Here is a 15,986-nt window from a genome sequence, read left to right on the forward strand (position 1 = left end):
ACAAAATTGTTTCGTATTTGCGGAAGGTCAACACAATTTTCCGCTTCCGGAAAGATTTCGATCACATTTTGTCAGGGCTGTGGCGTTCCTTACACGGATCGGGCGTTATGGAAACGGTTTGTCTTGTAAATGGATTACGGGAGCTCGTGCATGAAGCGACGTCATTTCCTGCGGGCCGCTTCGGCAGCCCCAGCCTCTCTTGCCGTTTCGGCAGCATTGCCAGCCGCTCAGGCGCATGCCGCTGGCAATGAGGACAATGGAACAGGCACTCTGGGAGACCTCGACATTGTTGCCGAGTTTGATGGCCCGGGCCCCTCGGGGATCGTAGTGCTTCCGGATGGCAGAACGTTTGTCGGTTTTCCCCGTCATGCCGTCGATCACAAGGGCGCCACGCTGGGGGAACTCGTGGACGGAAAGGTCATGCCTTATCCTTCCGCGGCCATGAGCCTGCCCGCAGATGTTCCGGCAGATTGTCTTGTCTCCGTTCATGGGATGACAATGGATCGGCAGGGCCGTCTCTGGGTCATTGATGACGGCAAGCGGGCCGGACACCCTTTGCAGCCGGGAGCGGCAAAGATCGTCTGCATCGACCCCGCAACAAACCGGGTCGCCCACAAGATCATCCTTAAGGCACCCGTGCTTCTGTCGGACAGTCACATGAACGACCTGCGGGTTTCCCTCTCGCATGGTGCGCAGGGAACGGTCTTCGTGACGGACTCATCTTTCGGGACAAAGCCCGGATTGGTGATCGTCGATGTCGCGACCAGCAGGCGCGCCGGGTTCTGACAACGCATCCCGCCATCCTGCCGGAGACCGGCTTTCTGACGATCGTGGAAGGGGAGCCCCGCCGCTACATCCCCGGTCACCCACAACTCGTATCCGGCGGGGTCGACGGCATTGCCCTGACGAAAGACGAGAAACGCCTCTATTTCGCCCCTCTGACCAGTCGGCGGCTCTACAGCCTGCCGGTGGATCTTCTGGCCGATCCGGCATCGGACGATGCGGTTCTGGCCCCTGCGATCCGCGACGAGGGTGAGAAGGGGGTTGCTGATGGTCTGGCTCTGGATGATCGGGACCGGCTCGATACGACGAATTACGAACATGACTGCATCCTGCGGCGCGATCAGGATGGCTCGTTCAAAATGATGTTCCGCGATCCCCGGGCCCTGTCTCCGGACGGGATCTTTGCGACAGCGGATCATGTCTATTGCACGTTCGGGCAGTGGAACCGCCTCGCATCATTCAACGAGGGGACCGATCGCAGAGTTACGCCCTATCTTCTGATCCGCTTTCCGATCGAACAGCCACAACCTTACAACGCCCTGCCGCAGGGGCAGAAAACCTGATCGAGGATACGAAAAAGCCCCGATGGAGTCATCCAGCGGGGCTTTCTGTAGCTTCTTTGTAGAAGTTCTGCTTCAGGCCGTCGTAGAGGGCGCCTGACCGTCCGGCGTGTGCTTGTCCACGGCGGCGGGAAGAAGCTGTGCCAGTGCCGGCAGGATCGTGTTGGCGGGCAGACCCGTCTTGCTGACGATCATCTGGATCTGCTGATCCGTCAGGAGGCTGCGCAGTTCATCGGTGGTGATGGGCAGGTTCTCGCCATTACCGATCCAGGAATGGATCTTGTCCGTCAGGCCAGCGCTCTGGGCCTGGCTGATGAGCATGTTCAGGCCATCTCCCTTGAGGAAGTCGCCAATGCTGCCACCAAACTTTTCGCCCAGCTGTCCGCCGATGGCGCCGACAGCCTGGTTCATGAGGTTTCCGAGAAAGCCGCTCATCCGTATTGTTCCGTCTCTTGCCGATGCGGCATCAGGGCCGCAGCCGGTATCTCTAAAACTGGGTTGTGTCCGGAAGGCTCCGGATCACGAACCCCGCTTGCCGCTGAGTTCCTGCGGAACCTCGACGTCGATTTCGAGCATGGAGCAGCCGCTGCCACGGTCGACCTTGATCTGGACCTTGTCCTGATCAACGGCGACATGGCGGGCGATCACTTCCATGATTTCCTTGTGGAGCTGGCGGATCAGATCGAACTCACCGGCCTCACCCGCACCACGCTCATGCGCGAGCAGGATCTGCAGACGGTCCTTGGCGACGCTGCTGGACTGCTGCCGCCGGGCGAAGATGTTTGAGAGAAAACTCATGAACTCATGCGTCCCTCTTGAAGAGCCAGTCAAAGAAACCGCGTTTCTCGACTGGAACCGAGACCTCGAGCTTCTCGCCGCTCAGGCGACGGGCTGCTTCGAAATAGGCGCGGGCGGAGAGGCTCGTGGGCGCGGCGAGCGTCACGGGAGCACCGACATTGGAGGATTTCAGCACATCCTCGCTTTCCGGAACGATGCCGAGCAGCGGAATGGAGAGGATCTCGAGGACGTCCTCAACGCTCAGCATTTCCTTGCGCGCGGCGCGGGCCGGGTCGTAACGGGTCAGAAGCAGATGCTTGTCGACCTTCTCCCCCGTTCGGCCTTCTGGGTCTTGCTGTCGAGCAGGCCGATGATCCGGTCGGAGTCACGCACCGAGCTGACTTCGGGATTGGTCACGATCACGGCCATGTCGGCATGGTACATGGCAAGCTGTGCGCCACGCTCGATGCCAGCCGGGCTGTCGCAGATGACCCAGTCGAACTTCTCGCGAAGCTCATCCATGACGCGGGCAACGCCCTCGGACGTCAGGGCATCCTTGTCGCGGGTCTGGGACGCCGGGAGGATGGACAGCGTTTCACAGCGCTTGTCGCGGATCAGGGCCTGTGACAGGCGGGCATCGCCCTGCACCACATTGATCAGATCGAACACGACCCGGCGCTCGGCGCCCATGACCAGGTCAAGGTTCCGAAGGCCGACATCGAAATCAACCACCACCACATTCTGCCCGCTCTGAGCGAGAGCGGCGCCGAGCGCGGCGGTCGATGTCGTCTTGCCGACGCCACCCTTGCCGGAAGTGACAACCAGAACCTTGGCCATGAATACTCCAAAATAACGTCTTTGCGGTCTGCGGTTGCCTGTAACGAAGGACCGCAACCGGTTTTCTCATTCTATGAAAGTTTTATACCCCGCGGCAACCGGCGAATAGGGGTGCTTTCATGGCAGCGGCACTCAATTTACAGTTCCCGTTATGCCGGCAGGGGCAGGACACGGACCCGATCTTCGTCCAGTGCCGCCTGCGCGGCCTGTCCAAGGATGGCAGGATCGATGTCTTCCGTGACGGCATAATACCCGTCGAGCGCCAGCAGTTCGGCCAGCATTCGGCTGGCAAAAATGCGGCTCTGGGACTGTCCGCCCACCCCGGCGATCGCCCGGCCGCGTAACGTTCCGTACACATGGATGGACCCTGCGGCCACGATTTCCGCACCCGACGAAACGGATCCGAGAATAATTACATCGCCCTGCATGTGCTGGATGCTCTGACCGGAACGGACATGCTGGTCGATGATCAGCGTCCCCCCCCGAAACCGGGCCCGCCGCACTGACGGCAGGATCTTCCGGGATCTCGACTTCCCCGGCCGGGCGGCCGCCATCCAGCGTTTCCGGCCAGTCCCAGTGCGCAACCGCCGGCCAGTGACGGCTCCCGCCTTCAATGCCGATGATCCGGACACCACGACGGCGGATATCGTCCAGCAGCGTCGCAAGACCCGGCGTGGTTTCGTTGAGGAGACCCAGGTCCAGGATGACCGGTTTTCCTGTGAAGAGGCCGCCCGAGCGGGCAATCTGGTAGTCGAGACCTTCCAGCCAGAGGGGGAGGGGGGCCTCTGGAGACAGGACGAGCGCCAGGAAGGAGCGGCCGCGCGCACGGATGCGCATGGGGGTGTGTGAAGAGGTAGCGGAAACGGGATCGGGCATCGTGAAAATCGTCGGACCTGTGTCGGGCAGTCGGTGAGGCTCTTGTGAGCGGGTATCGGCTGACTTAGAAAGTGGCAATGCGTATCCTGCATCACCTTCCACTTTCTCCGCAATGCCGTCTTGTGAGGCTCGCCCTCAGCGAGAAGCGACTCCCGTTTGAACTCGTCGTCGAGCGGGTCTGGGAACAGCGCGAGGAATTCCTGCATCTCAATCCCGCGGGCGAGGTCCCCGTGCTGGTTGAGGAAAATGGTCTGGCCGTACCGGGTGGGCGCGTCATCTGCGAATATCTGGAAGACGCCTATCCCGACACGCCGCTTCTGGGGCGCACCTTCGCCGACCGCGTTGAGACGCGACGGCTCGTGGACTGGTTCGAGACCCGTTTCGCACAGGAGGTCACCCGCAACCTGCTCGGCGAAAAAGTGGACAAGCGCCAGTTCGGGCGCGGCCACCCTGACGGCAATGCGCTGCGGGCCGGCTATGCGAACATGCGCTTTCACCTCGATTATATCGGCTGGCTGGCGGAGACGCGGTCCTGGCTTGCGGGGCCTGCACTGTCGCTCGCGGATTTCGCGGCCGCGGCTCATCTGTCGGCACTGGACTTCATTGGGGACGTGAACTGGTCCAAGGCGCCTGCCGCGAAGGACTGGTATGCGCGGGTGAAGTCGCGGCCCTGTTTCCGGGGGCTGCTGTCTGACAAGGTCAGTGGCATCACGCCGCCGGCGCATTACGCCAATCTGGATTTCTGAGAGCCGCCATGATGAACCCCAATGTGATTGTGCTCGGAGCCGGTGCAGCGGGGCTGATGGCTGCAGCGACGGCCGGTCAGAACGGGGCGCGGGTCCTGGTTCTGGATCACGGGCCGGAGCCGGGGCGCAAGATTCTGATTTCGGGCGGCGGCCGGTGCAATTTCACTCATCTTGAGACCGGGCCCAACTGTTTCATCTCGCAGAACCGCCATTTTGCGCGTTCCGCATTGGCGCGATACACGCCGCAGGATTTTCTCAAGCTGGTGAACCGTTACGGCATTGCCTGGCATGAGAAGGCGCGGGGTCAGCTTTTTTGTGATGGGTCCGCCGGGCAGATCGTGGATATGCTGGTCTCGGAATGCCGGACCGCCGGATGTGAGTTGCGGATGCAGACCCGCATTCTGGATGTGCGGCAGGCGGAGCACGGCTTCATTGTCGTCACAGATGGGGGCGAGATCCGGACCGGGGCGGTAATTCTTGCGACGGGCGGCCTGTCCATTCCCAAGCTGGGGGCATCCGACCTGTCACTGCGGCTGGCACGGAAATTTGGCCTGCGGATTGTGCCGCCAGCACCTGCGCTCGTGCCGCTGGTTCTGGCGGATGCTGATCCGGAGCTTGCGGGCGTGTCGCTGCCGATCGTGGCGCGCGTAGGCAAGAAGGGCCCGCGGTTTGAAGACGGAATGGTCTTCACCCATCGTGGCGTGTCCGGCCCGGCGATCCTGCAGATTTCATCCTATCTTGAAGCCGGGGATGCGGCGCAGATCGATCTTCTGCCCGGGCAGAACGCGCTGAATGTGCTGCTCAAGATCAAGAAAGACCGTCCGAAAGCCCTGCCGCCGAGTTTGCTGGAAGCGCTGCCCCAGCGACTGGCGCGTGTTCTGGCGGCCGGGCTGGGCGATACGATGCTGGCAAACCAGCCGGACCGGGCGATCAGGGCGCTGGCCGAGCGCGTGTCGAACTGGCAGCTTCGTCCCGCCGGGACGGAAGGCTATGCCAAGGCGGAAGTCACGCGGGGCGGGATCGATACGCGGGACCTGTCGTCCCAGACGCTGGAAGCCCGTGACATTCCGGGGCTGTATGCGATCGGGGAGGCCGTGGATGTGACGGGCTGGCTGGGTGGTCACAATTTCCAGTGGGCTTGGGCGAGCGGTGTTGCGGCAGGACAGGCGGCTGCCGGGCATCGCTAGACGCTCTTTGCCACAGGATTGCCATTCTCGCATCCGATCACGCGGCAACCGGTGAGGCGGCGATCCGTTTCCGCTTCTCCGAACCCTGGTTTTCTGCAACTGGCCCACAAGGACACAACCAAGATGCCTCGTTCCGTTTTTCGTCATGCTCTGCGTGCTGTTGCCGGTCTGTCCCTGCTGGGACTGGGGGCCTGTGTCGGGACGGCGGCGTCCGGTCCGGTTGCGCCGGGAACGCCCATCGCGGGGTATGGCTATACCTGCAAGGCCGGAATCTACACCTGCAAGATGCCGACGCAGGTTCCGTTGGGCGCGCCGTGCTCCTGCCCGGGACTGGGTGCCGCGTCTTACGGCAATATCCATCAGCCGTAAGCGGTACGGCATTGGCCGTCACGGACTGACGGGGTAGGACTGCGCCATGCAGGAGGGTTTTTCCGGAATGGCGCAGTTTCTTCCCTGGATTGTGGCGGCGGTGGGGCTGCTGGTTGCGCTTGTTGCCGTCCTGCGAGGCGGCAATGGCAGCGGCCGTTTCGAGCGTCTGCTTGAGCGCGAGGCTCAGGAACGGGCGCAGGACGTCGAATATCACCGGGCGCATCTGTCGGAAGTCGAGCGTGTCCTGTCCGGGCGGCTGGACCAGTTCCGGCTGGAGACCAGCGAGCGTCTGAGCACTCTGGCGCGGAATCTGGGTCAGGATCAGGCCGAAGGACGGCTCCTGCTGTCCGATGCACTGCGAGAGATGGCGCAGAGCCAGAACGAGCAGATCGAACGCATTCGCGCGACCGTAAACGAACAGCTCCACGGCGCGGTCGAAAAGCAGATGCAGACCAGCTTCCAGCGCGTGGTGGAGCAGTTCAGCGCCATGCAGAAGGCGTTGGGCGAGGTCACGAGTGTCACGGCGCAGATCGGCGATCTGAAGCGGCTGTTTTCGAATGTGAAGACGCGCGGTGGCTGGGGTGAGGCGCAGTGCCGGGCCATTCTGGACGACATTCTCCCCGAAGGCAGCTACGACACGAATTTCCGCCTCGGGACCGCGGGCGAGAATGTGGAATTCGCAGTGAAGATGCCGGTGCGCGGAACGGAGACGCCACCACGACTTGCGATCGACAGCAAGTTCCCGACCGAAGCCTATGAACGGCTGCTGAATGCCGCGGAAGCAGGCGATGCGCTGGCTGAGCGTCAGGCCCGGCGGGAGCTTGAAAATGTTATCCGGTTCGAGGCGAAGAAGATCGCCTCCAAATATATCCTGCCGCCGGTGACGGTCGAATTTGCCGTGCTGTATCTGCCGACGGACGGGCTTTATGCCGAAATTGCCCGGATGCCCGGCGTGATTGACGAGATCGGCCGGCTGTATCGAGTGATAGTAATGGGACCGTCGCTGCTGCCCGCGATGCTGCGGACCGTGCATCTGGGATATGTCACGCTGACGCTCGAAGAGAGGACAGAGGCAATTGCCGGGCTTCTGGGGGCGACGCGGCAGGAAATGCTGCGGATGGATCAGGTTCTGGAGAAGCTGCATCGCAATGCCGGGACGATGGGGAATACGATCGAGGAAGCCCGGCGTCGCACCCGTGTGCTTGGACGCAGGCTGCGGGCGCTGGACGGCACGGCTGACGAAATGGAAGAGGCGCTGGACGAGACGTCCCTGTCCTGAGGCCCGGCGCCTTTAAGACCGATTTTAATTGGATGACATGGGACGCTGCCCCATGTGAAGATCATGAGCATGACGTCCGCACATGAATCCGGGGCGCCTGAGCGCCTTCCCGAACCCTCCCCCGGCTTCTGCTGATCGAGGATGACGACAGCATTGCGGCCGAGGTCGTAGAAGAACTGACGACGCGCGGCTATGACGTGACGCGGGCGTCAACGGGCGTTGAGGGGCTGGACCATGCCTGTGCCGGGCAGTTCGATTTGATGATCGTGGACCGCATGCTGCCGGAGCTGGACGGGCTGACCGTCATTGAAAGCGTCCGGGCGCAGCGGATCAACATTCCCGTTCTGGTGCTCTCCGCGCTTTCGGCAGTGGATGATCGCGTGAGCGGCCTTAAGGCGGGCGGAGACGATTATCTGACCAAGCCCTTTGCCATGGAAGAACTGGCCGCGCGTCTGGAAGCGCTGCTGCGGCGTCCGACGGACAGTCGTGTGACGATGCTCCGGGTGGGCCCGCTTGAAATGGATCTGATCGAGCGCCGGGTGTTCCGCAAAGGGCAGGAGATTGATCTGCTCCCGCGTGAGTTCCGCCTGCTGGAATACATGATGCGCCGTCCCGATACCGTGCTGACGCGCACCATGCTGCTTGAGGATGTATGGAATTACCGGTTCGTTCCGCAGACGAACCTGGTGGATGTCCATATCGGGAAACTGCGTCGCAAGATCGATGTGCCCGGCGAGCCGCCGCTCATTCACAGTATCCGCGGTGCCGGGTTCAGTCTGCGTGTCCCGGGCTGAGCTGCGCCTTTCCGAACTCTTCCGGGCTGATCTTTTCCGGACGGCCACGTTCCGGCTGACACTGGCCTTTGTCGTGGCGATCATCGCGGGGATGGCGCTGCAGTTCGGGCTCGTTTACGGGCAGATGAGCGGATACGAGCAGCAGCGCTCGACCGATCTGCTCCAGCGTGAGGCGGCGCTGCTGGTTCACGAAACGCCAGCCCAGCTTGAATATGAAGTCCGCGAGCGCAGCAAGACCGATCTGCGCGTGATCCTCAACGGGGCGGCCCTGTTCGACATGAGCCGCAACCGGATTGCGGGTGACATCAAGAAATGGCCGGTCGGGCTTGAGGTCTCTCCCAGGACGCAGCGTCTGTGGGATGCACCGCCGGGAGATACGCCCTACGAAATGCGGTATCTGGCCGTCGAGGTCGAGGGGACGAACGGTAACCGCGACCGCATTCTCGTTCTGGCCCGGTCGCTGCACATGGCCAATGAACTGCGTTACATCACCAAGCGTGCAGCATTGATGTCCGTTGTGCCAGTCGTGGCGTTTGCCCTGATGGCGGGGATTTTCCTGAGCCATCGTGCGCTAGGGCGGATCAAGGATATGCATGAGGCGATCGACCGCATCATGGATGGTGATCTGCACGAGCGTCTGCCGACCGGTCGCGAACGCGACGACATCGAGCGGCTGGCAGTCTCGGTCAACCGGATGCTGGACCGGCTGGAACATCTGCTCGACGAGATCCGGGATGTGGGCAACGATATCGCCCATGATCTGCGGACCCCTCTGGCACGGGTGAAGGCCCGGCTGGAGCGTGTTTCGGCCATCACGAATGATCCGGCCGCGCTTCAGCGTGCGATCGAGCGGGCGACCCTGGATCTGGAGCAGTGTTTTTCCGTCATCACGGCTCTCCTGCGGATCGGCGAGATCGAAAATGGTCGTCGCCGGGCCGGATTTGCGGTGCTGGATCTGCGCGAACTGCTGGCCGGTGTCGTCGATCTGTACGAGCCCATCGCCGAGACGGAAGGCGTGACGCTTCGGGTGGCGGATTCGGTGGAACCGGTTCCGTTGTTCGGAGACAAGGATCTGCTGAACGAGGTTCTCGCCAATCTTGTGGATAATGCAATCAAGTTTACGCCCGCTCCCGGAACGGTCGAGCTGAGCGCGGGGCAGGGGGCAGGTGGCGCATGCTGGCTTCGTGTCGCGGATACGGGGATCGGCATTGCGGAGGATGAGCGCAAGGCTGTCATGGGGCGCTTCTATCGCTCGGACAAAAGCCGCCATGTTCCGGGAAGCGGACTGGGGCTGAGCCTGGTATCGGCCATCCTGCGACTGCATGGGGCATCCGTGGATATCGTGGCGGCCCGGCCCGGCAACGCATTGCCCGGAGCGGTTTTCACCATTCATTTTGCGCCACCCGCATCCGTCTGAGGGCGGTGTAATGTGTCTTACTGTGTCAAAGTTTGCCGTGTGTCTTGATATTTAAACAGAATTTTCCTTGTCGTCTGAGTCCCGATGGATATGACTCGGATCAATTTGCAAGGGGACACCCGTTGAGAATGACCGGACCAGGAAGAGCCCGCAGGGGTAGTCTGACCGCATGAATGCCATCGTCGTTACCGCGCTGAAGCGGCCTTATACCTTCGTCGTCCTGTCGATCATGATCCTGATTTTCGGGGTCAAAGCCATCGTTTCCACACCGACGGACGTGTTCCCGTCCATCAAGATTCCGATCGTGGCGGTCATCTGGTCCTATACGGGCCTGATGCCGGAGGACATGTCCGGTCGTATCGTTTACTATTACGAACGATCACTGACGGCGACGGTCAGCAACATCGAACATATCGAAAGCTCCTCCTATTACGGGCGCGGCATCGTCAAAGTGTTCTTCCAGCCGGGGACCAATACGGCGGTGGCGCAGACGCAGATCACGTCGGTGTCCCAGACGGTTATCAAACAGCTGCCGAATGGTTCGACGCCACCGCTGATTCTGGCGATGGATGCGTCCTCCGTTCCGGTTCTGACACTTCAGGTGAACAATCCGACCATGTCCGGGTCGGAAATCTACAACATGGCGTCCAACCTGATCCGGCCGGAGCTGATTTCCGTGCCCGGGGCGGCCATTCCCAATCCCTATGGTGGCCTTGCGCCGGACATCATGGTGGATATCGATCCAATCAAACTGCTGGCGCACAGGCTCTCGCCTGAGGACGTAGCCTCCGCGCTGAACCTGCAGAACATCGTCCTTCCGGCGGGTGACCAGCGGATCGGTCAGCTTGACTGGATGGTGAAGACGAACTCCACCCCCCTTGATCTGGATGTGTTCAACAAGATGCCGATCAAGCAGGTCGGCAATTCCGTAATCTATCTGCGCGATGTCGCCTGGGTGCATCGGGGAGGGCCTCCGCAGATCAATGCTGTCCTTGTGAAGGGGCAGCAGGCGGTGCTGATCGTCATCCTCAAGAGCGGTGACGCGTCTACGCTGTCTGTCGTGAGCGGGATCAAGAAGCTCCTGCCGCAGGTCGGGGCGACGCTGCCGGCCGGGACGACGATGAACGTCCTGACCGATGCGTCGAGCTTCGTGAAGGAATCGGTCGTGGACGTGGTGCGTGAAATGATCACCGCCGCCATCCTGACCAGTCTGACAGTCATGCTGTTCCTGGGCTCGTGGCGCTCGACCGTGATCGTGGCGACGTCCATTCCGCTGGCCATGCTGTGTTCGATCATCGGGCTGAGCATTGCGGGGCAGTCCATCAACGTGATGACGCTGGGCGGTCTGGCGCTGGCGGTCGGTATTCTTGTGGATGACGCAACCGTCATGATCGAGAATATCGATGCGCATCTCGAGACCGGCAAGGAACTCGAAGACGCCATCATTGATGCGGCGAACCAGATCGTTATTCCGACCTTCGTGTCGACGACCTGTATCTGCATCGTGTGGCTGCCGCTGTTCGAACTGACGGGCATTTCCGGCTGGCTGTTCATGCCGATGGCCGAAGCCATCATCTTTGCCATGATCGCGTCCTTCATTCTGTCGCGGACACTGGTGCCGACGATGGCGAACTGGATGCTGGCAGCACAGGTGCGGATGCACCGCGACCCTGAATGGCACAATCGCAAGCTCAGCATTTTCGGACGCTTCCAGCAGGGCTTCGAGGCACGTTTCACCAGCTTCCGCGAGCATTACAAGACCATCCTCGAGACCCTGATCTCGATCCGCGGGCGCTTCGTGACGCTGTTCCTGCTGGCAGCCATCTCGTCCATGGCGCTGCTGCTGTTCATCGGACAGGACTTCTTCCCCGAGATCAAGTCGGGGACGCTGCAGATGCACATGCGCGCGCCCATCGGCAGCCGGCTGGAAGAAACCGGCAAGATCGCCGGGCTGGCCGAGCGCCGGATCCGCAGTCTGCTGCCGGGGCAGGTGGTCAATGTCGTGCATAACTGCGGCCTGCCGTTCAGTCAGCTGAACCAGGCAATGATCCCGTCTCCGACCGTCGGATCGCAGGACTGCGACATCACGATCCAGCTGCGCAATTCCGAAAGCCCGATCCCGGAATATCGCCGCACCCTCCGCAAGGGACTGACGAACGACTTCCCGGGCACAGTCTTTACGTTCCAGCCGGGTGACCTGACCGCCAAGATCCTGAACTTCGGTCTGCCGTCACCGATCGATGTGCAGGTTGTCGGACGTGATCTGAGCGGCAACTTTAAATTTGCCACGAGGCTCGCCAAGAAGCTCCGTCACATTCCGGGCATTGCCGATGTCTCCATCCAGGAGCCGATGACGCAGCCGACCATCATGGTCAACAACCGCCGAAGCTTTGCGCTGGGAACCGGCATCACCGAACGTGACGTGGCCCTGAACGCGCTTGTCACGCTTTCCGGCAGTGGTCAGGTGGGGCAGACCTATTACCTGAATGCCCAGGGAACGTCACAGCTGATCGACGTGCAGGCACCGGCGAACTATCTGCAGACCATGAACGATCTGGAAATCCTCCCGATCGACAAGGGAGACGGCAATCCAACCAATCAGACGCCTCAGCTTCTGGGTGGTCTGAGTGAACTGGTCCAGACCGGGACGCCGGCCGAGGTCGCGCATTACAACATCATGCCGGTCTTCGACATCTATGCCGCGCCGGAAGACATGGATCTGGGGACTGTCTCACGGGCGGTGAACCGGATCGTGGATCAGGAGCGCAAGCTTCTGCCGCATGGTTCGAGCCTTGTGGTGCGTGGTCAGGCCGTGACGATGAATGATGCGTATGTGCAGCTGGTCGGCGGGCTCGCGCTGTCGATCGTGCTGGTTTACCTGATCATCGTCGTGAACTTTCAGTCCTGGCTTGATCCGTTCGTCATCATCACGGCCCTGCCGGGCGCGCTGGGTGGCATCTCGTGGAGCCTGTTCCTGACACACACGTCCATGTCGGTGCCGGCACTGACGGGTGCGATCATGTGTATGGGTACGGCCACGGCCAACGCCATTCTTGTGGTGTCTTTTGCCCGTGAACGGATGGACCATCACGGCGATGCCATCACGGCGGCACTGGAAGCGGGTTACGAACGTATCCGCCCGGTCCTGATGACGGCGCTGGCCATGATGATCGGCATGATCCCGATGTCCATCAGCAATTCCGACAATGCCCCGCTGGGCAAGGCGGTGATCGGTGGCCTGCTGGTTGCGACCGTTGCCACACTGCTGTTCGTCCCCTGCGTATTTGCCCTTATTCATTACAGGCGTCCTGCTGAGCCTGAAGGAGACCACGCGTGAGCCATTCTACGGATCAGGGGCACGTGCCTCCGACAAACCATCCGGCACGCACGGGCTCCGGAGCGCGGGGCAAGATCATCCTGCTGGTGGTGGTCCTGCTGGCGATCGCACTGGCAGCCTGGGGCATCGTACAGCGGGGAACGCATTATCATTCCCTGACGGGTGCGACGGAAGACGCGGCCATTCCACCCGTCACCCTGATCACGCCGCAGCCGGGTCCGAAGACACGGCAGGTGGATCTGCCGGCCAACCTGGCCGCCTGGTACGAGGCGCCGATCTATGCGCAGGTCTCGGGCTATGTGAAGATGTGGTACAAGGACTACGGCGCGCATGTGAAGCGCGGTGACGTTCTGGCGGAAATCAGCACGCCAAGCATTGATGCCCAGTTCGAAGCCGCCAAGGCGCATTACAACGTCATTCTGGCACGCTACAAGCTGGCCGTGATCACGACCCAGCGCTGGACGGCGCTGAAGGGAACGCAGGCCGTGTCCCGTCAGGAAGTGGACGTACAGGCCGCCAATGCCGCTGCCCAGAAAGCCGAACTCGAAGCGGCACGTCATGACGTGGACCGTTTTCAGGCTCTCGAGGACTTCAAAAAGATCGTCGCGCCCTTCGACGGCATCGTGACGTTGCGTCTGGTGAACGTGGGTGACTACGTGAATGCAGGCGGCGGGAACCTCAATTCACGCGGTACGGCCTCCGAACTGTTCTCGGTCGCCGATGTGCACCGCATGCGTGTGTTTGTCTCCGTGCCGCAGGATTTCGCGAGCGTCATCTCACCGAAGATCGAGGCCGAACTGACGGTGCCGCAGTATCCGGGAAGCCGCTTCCGGGCGACATTCCTTGCAACGGCCAACGCCTTCAATGCAGCGACGCGTACGGTCACGACGGAGCTGACACTGGATAACGGCGATAACCTCCTGTGGCCGAACTCCTACGCGACGGCCCATATTTCGGCTCCGGGCAACCCGAACATCCTGATCCTGCCGGAAGGCGCGATCATCTTCCGGGCCGAGGGAAATCAGGTGGCCAAGGTCATCAACAACCATGCCCATCTGGTGAACGTGAAAGTCGGCATCAATTTCGGGACGACAGTTCAGGTGCTCAGCGGTATTACAAAAGACGACCGCGTGGTTGCCAACCCTACGGCTGATCTGCTGGAAGGGGACGAGGTCAAGATCGTCCCGACCACACCGGGATACAACACGCCGAGCAAGGCGCAGCAGGATGCCGATCAGCAGCCTGTCCGTCAGCATGATGCAAACCCTGAGGAGGCCGGATCTCGCTGATGAAACCGGAATGTTCCCAGTCATCTCCAGCCACCCCGGCCTCTTCCAGACGTAACCGCTCCAGGTGGCGAATCACGACGGCTCTGGCTGGCGTGCTCTGCATCGGGCTGGCTTCATGTGATCTGGCGCCGGAATATCATCCCCAGAAATTCCTCTATCCCGACGGCTGGGAAGGGAAGGGGCTGATGGTCAACGCTCAGCCGGCGGATGGTGCTGTCCGCAGCGACTGGTGGACTATGTTCAACGATCCCATCCTTGATGGGCTCGAAAGACGCATGCTTGCCGTCAATCCCGATCTGCAGGCACAGGCAGAGGCCTTCACGCAGGCCCGTGACGTGGCCCGTGAGACGGAAAGCCGTCTGTACCCGCAGGTCACCGGCGCTGCTCACATGAGCGACAACAAGGGTTCCGTAGGCCGGTTGTATAACAACACGGCCACCAGCAGCAGTCTCGTCTATGAGTCCAATCAGGCTTATAGCGGGGCTGCGACGTGGGAGCCGGATTTCTGGGATTCAATCCGCAATACCACGCGGATGCAGAAAAACCTCGCACAGGCTTCGGCTGGTCAGTATGCGCTCGCACGACTGAGCCTGGAGGCTGAACTGGCGTCAGACTACATCGCGCTGCGCGGACTGGATGCGCAGAATGCGGTCTATGATGACTCCATCCGCTACTTCCATGCTGCGGTTGAAATCACCGAACTGCGTCAGGCGGGGTCGATCGGTGCGGGTCTCGATGTCTCGCGTGCGGAGACGCAGCTTTATTCGGCGCAGGCCGGAAAAAGCAATCTGATCGCCCGGCGCAATGTCATGGAACATGCGATCGCGGTTCTGCTGAACACGGCTCCCGCAGGTTTCCATATTGCGCCCGTCAAGGACGTGAAGATGCATTTCGGGGTCGTGAAAATCGACGCCGGACTGCCTGCCTCGCTGCTTGAGCGCCGTCCGGATATCGCAATTGCCGAGCGTCAGATGGCCGCGTCGGCCCGTGCGATCGGCGTATCACGCGCCGCGTTCTATCCGCACATCACGTTCAGCGCCGAGGGCGGGTTCGAAGACGGCGGGTTCGATCTCGCCAGCATCTCCCGGGCGTTCTGGAAGATTGCAGTTCAGGCGGTTGAACCGGCCTTTACGGGTGGCCTGCGGCGTGCGGCCCTGCAGCGGTCCTGGTCGCAGTACCGGGAGATGGTGGATAACTACCGCTCCGTGGTCCTTTCGGCGTTTCAGGACGTCGAGGATGGTCTGACGCAGACAAGACAGTTCAAGATCGCACAGGACCAGCAGCAGAAAGCGGTGGAAGCCGCGCTGCGGACGCAGAACATGACCATGGCGCTCTATACCGGCGGTCTGTCGAACTATCTTGATGCCCTCGTGGCACAGCAGGATGCCCTTCAGGCGCGTCTGGCCGAGGTCGAGGTGCAGACGGCGCAGGTCCAGTCCTCCGTGCGTCTTGTCCGTGCCCTGGGTGGTGGCTGGAGCACGGCTGACCTGCCGGGTATCAAGCAGATCGATCCGTTCGGTCCGCTTCAGTATAACAATCTGCGCACTCCAAAGCCGGTCAATGGCATCGACAATCATGCCAAGCCGCTGGACAATGATCTGCGCGGCGATCAGGTGTCCGCGAATGTCCAGCAAGGCTTGACGAAACGGCCCTGACTGGTCTAGGGGTCCGCCTCACTTCGAACGCGGGAGGAGCCGGCATGGCCGACTCCGTTGAACCGCGGTTCGGGAACGAC

Annotated in this window: 10 protein-coding genes and 4 pseudogenes; 10 read left to right on the forward strand and 4 right to left on the reverse strand. The window is 61.5% G+C overall.

The window, feature by feature from the left end:
* The first annotated feature begins 150 nt into the window (after positions 1-150).
* Positions 151-1,346, forward strand: a pseudogene (locus tag ACJ2A4_RS11955) (L-dopachrome tautomerase-related protein).
* A 72-nt stretch (positions 1,347-1,418) separates the two neighbouring features.
* On the opposite strand, the pseudogene ACJ2A4_RS11960 reads toward ACJ2A4_RS11955, so the two are convergent.
* From ACJ2A4_RS11960 to minC, 4 genes and pseudogenes are all read right to left on the reverse strand, one after another.
* Positions 1,419-1,802: pseudogene (locus ACJ2A4_RS11960) on the reverse strand (YidB family protein); the annotation flags it as partial.
* 60 nt (positions 1,803-1,862) lie between these two features.
* A complete protein-coding gene (gene minE / locus ACJ2A4_RS11965; RefSeq protein ID WP_408872998.1) occupies positions 1,863-2,141 on the reverse strand; it encodes a cell division topological specificity factor MinE in 279 nt (92 codons plus the stop codon).
* A 4-nt stretch (positions 2,142-2,145) separates the two neighbouring features.
* A pseudogene (minD, locus tag ACJ2A4_RS11970) lies at positions 2,146-2,957 on the reverse strand (septum site-determining protein MinD).
* A 149-nt stretch (positions 2,958-3,106) separates the two neighbouring features.
* A pseudogene (minC, locus tag ACJ2A4_RS11975) lies at positions 3,107-3,833 on the reverse strand (septum site-determining protein MinC).
* Positions 3,834-3,910: 77 nt separating this feature from the next.
* Between minC and ACJ2A4_RS11980 the strand changes: the two are divergent.
* From ACJ2A4_RS11980 to ACJ2A4_RS12020, 9 genes are all read left to right on the forward strand, one after another.
* Positions 3,911-4,579, forward strand: coding sequence for a glutathione S-transferase family protein (locus tag ACJ2A4_RS11980; RefSeq protein ID WP_194258993.1), 669 nt, complete (start codon positions 3,911-3,913; stop codon positions 4,577-4,579).
* Between the two features lie 11 nt (positions 4,580-4,590).
* On the forward strand, positions 4,591-5,766 hold the full coding sequence (locus ACJ2A4_RS11985) for an NAD(P)/FAD-dependent oxidoreductase (RefSeq protein ID WP_408874168.1): 1,176 nt from the start codon (positions 4,591-4,593) through the stop codon (positions 5,764-5,766).
* A gap of 123 nt (positions 5,767-5,889) precedes the next feature.
* Entirely contained in the window at positions 5,890-6,135 is a 246-nt protein-coding gene (locus tag ACJ2A4_RS11990) for a hypothetical protein (RefSeq protein ID WP_408872999.1), read from the forward strand.
* 46 nt (positions 6,136-6,181) lie between these two features.
* Positions 6,182-7,414 carry a DNA recombination protein RmuC gene (locus ACJ2A4_RS11995; RefSeq protein WP_408873000.1) on the forward strand — a complete coding sequence of 411 codons (1,233 nt, stop codon included), beginning with the start codon at positions 6,182-6,184 and terminating at the stop codon, positions 7,412-7,414.
* A 128-nt stretch (positions 7,415-7,542) separates the two neighbouring features.
* Positions 7,543-8,208: a response regulator transcription factor gene (locus tag ACJ2A4_RS12000; protein ID WP_408874169.1), complete on the forward strand. Its 666-nt coding sequence runs from the start codon at positions 7,543-7,545 to the stop codon at positions 8,206-8,208.
* Positions 8,195-9,625 (forward strand): sensor histidine kinase, encoded by a 1,431-nt coding sequence (locus tag ACJ2A4_RS12005; RefSeq protein ID WP_408873001.1) that lies wholly within the window; start codon positions 8,195-8,197, stop codon positions 9,623-9,625. Before ACJ2A4_RS12000 ends, ACJ2A4_RS12005 begins: the two co-directional genes overlap by 14 nt.
* 169 nt (positions 9,626-9,794) lie before the next feature.
* Positions 9,795-12,962 (forward strand): efflux RND transporter permease subunit, encoded by a 3,168-nt coding sequence (locus ACJ2A4_RS12010; RefSeq protein ID WP_408873002.1) that lies wholly within the window; start codon positions 9,795-9,797, stop codon positions 12,960-12,962.
* The gene (locus ACJ2A4_RS12015; RefSeq protein WP_408873003.1) at positions 12,959-14,251 is read left to right on the forward strand and encodes an efflux RND transporter periplasmic adaptor subunit; all 1,293 of its coding nucleotides are present in this window, start codon (positions 12,959-12,961) and stop codon (positions 14,249-14,251) included. The genes ACJ2A4_RS12010 and ACJ2A4_RS12015 overlap by 4 nt, the downstream gene beginning before the upstream one ends.
* On the forward strand, positions 14,251-15,906 hold the full coding sequence (locus ACJ2A4_RS12020; protein ID WP_408873004.1) for an efflux transporter outer membrane subunit: 1,656 nt from the start codon (positions 14,251-14,253) through the stop codon (positions 15,904-15,906). Before ACJ2A4_RS12015 ends, ACJ2A4_RS12020 begins: the two co-directional genes overlap by 1 nt.
* Positions 15,907-15,986 lie beyond the last annotated feature (80 nt).

Source organism: Gluconobacter roseus, assembly GCF_046058915.1.
GTDB classification, from domain to species: Bacteria; Pseudomonadota; Alphaproteobacteria; order Acetobacterales; family Acetobacteraceae; genus Gluconobacter; species Gluconobacter roseus_A.

Excerpts from the sequence above, each read along its gene's own strand:
- minE (WP_408872998.1), bottom strand. The coding sequence starts at position 2,141 with ATGAGTTTTCTCTCAAACATCTTCGCCCGGCGGCAGCAGTCCAGCAGC.
- ACJ2A4_RS11980 (WP_194258993.1), top strand. The coding sequence starts at position 3,911 with ATGCGTATCCTGCATCACCTTCCACTTTCTCCGCAATGCCGTCTTGTG.
- ACJ2A4_RS11985 (WP_408874168.1), top strand. The coding sequence starts at position 4,591 with ATGAACCCCAATGTGATTGTGCTCGGAGCCGGTGCAGCGGGGCTGATG.
- ACJ2A4_RS11990 (WP_408872999.1), top strand. The coding sequence starts at position 5,890 with ATGCCTCGTTCCGTTTTTCGTCATGCTCTGCGTGCTGTTGCCGGTCTG.
- ACJ2A4_RS11995 (WP_408873000.1), top strand. The coding sequence starts at position 6,182 with ATGCAGGAGGGTTTTTCCGGAATGGCGCAGTTTCTTCCCTGGATTGTG.
- ACJ2A4_RS12010 (WP_408873002.1), top strand. The coding sequence starts at position 9,795 with ATGAATGCCATCGTCGTTACCGCGCTGAAGCGGCCTTATACCTTCGTC.
- ACJ2A4_RS12020 (WP_408873004.1), top strand. The coding sequence starts at position 14,251 with ATGAAACCGGAATGTTCCCAGTCATCTCCAGCCACCCCGGCCTCTTCC.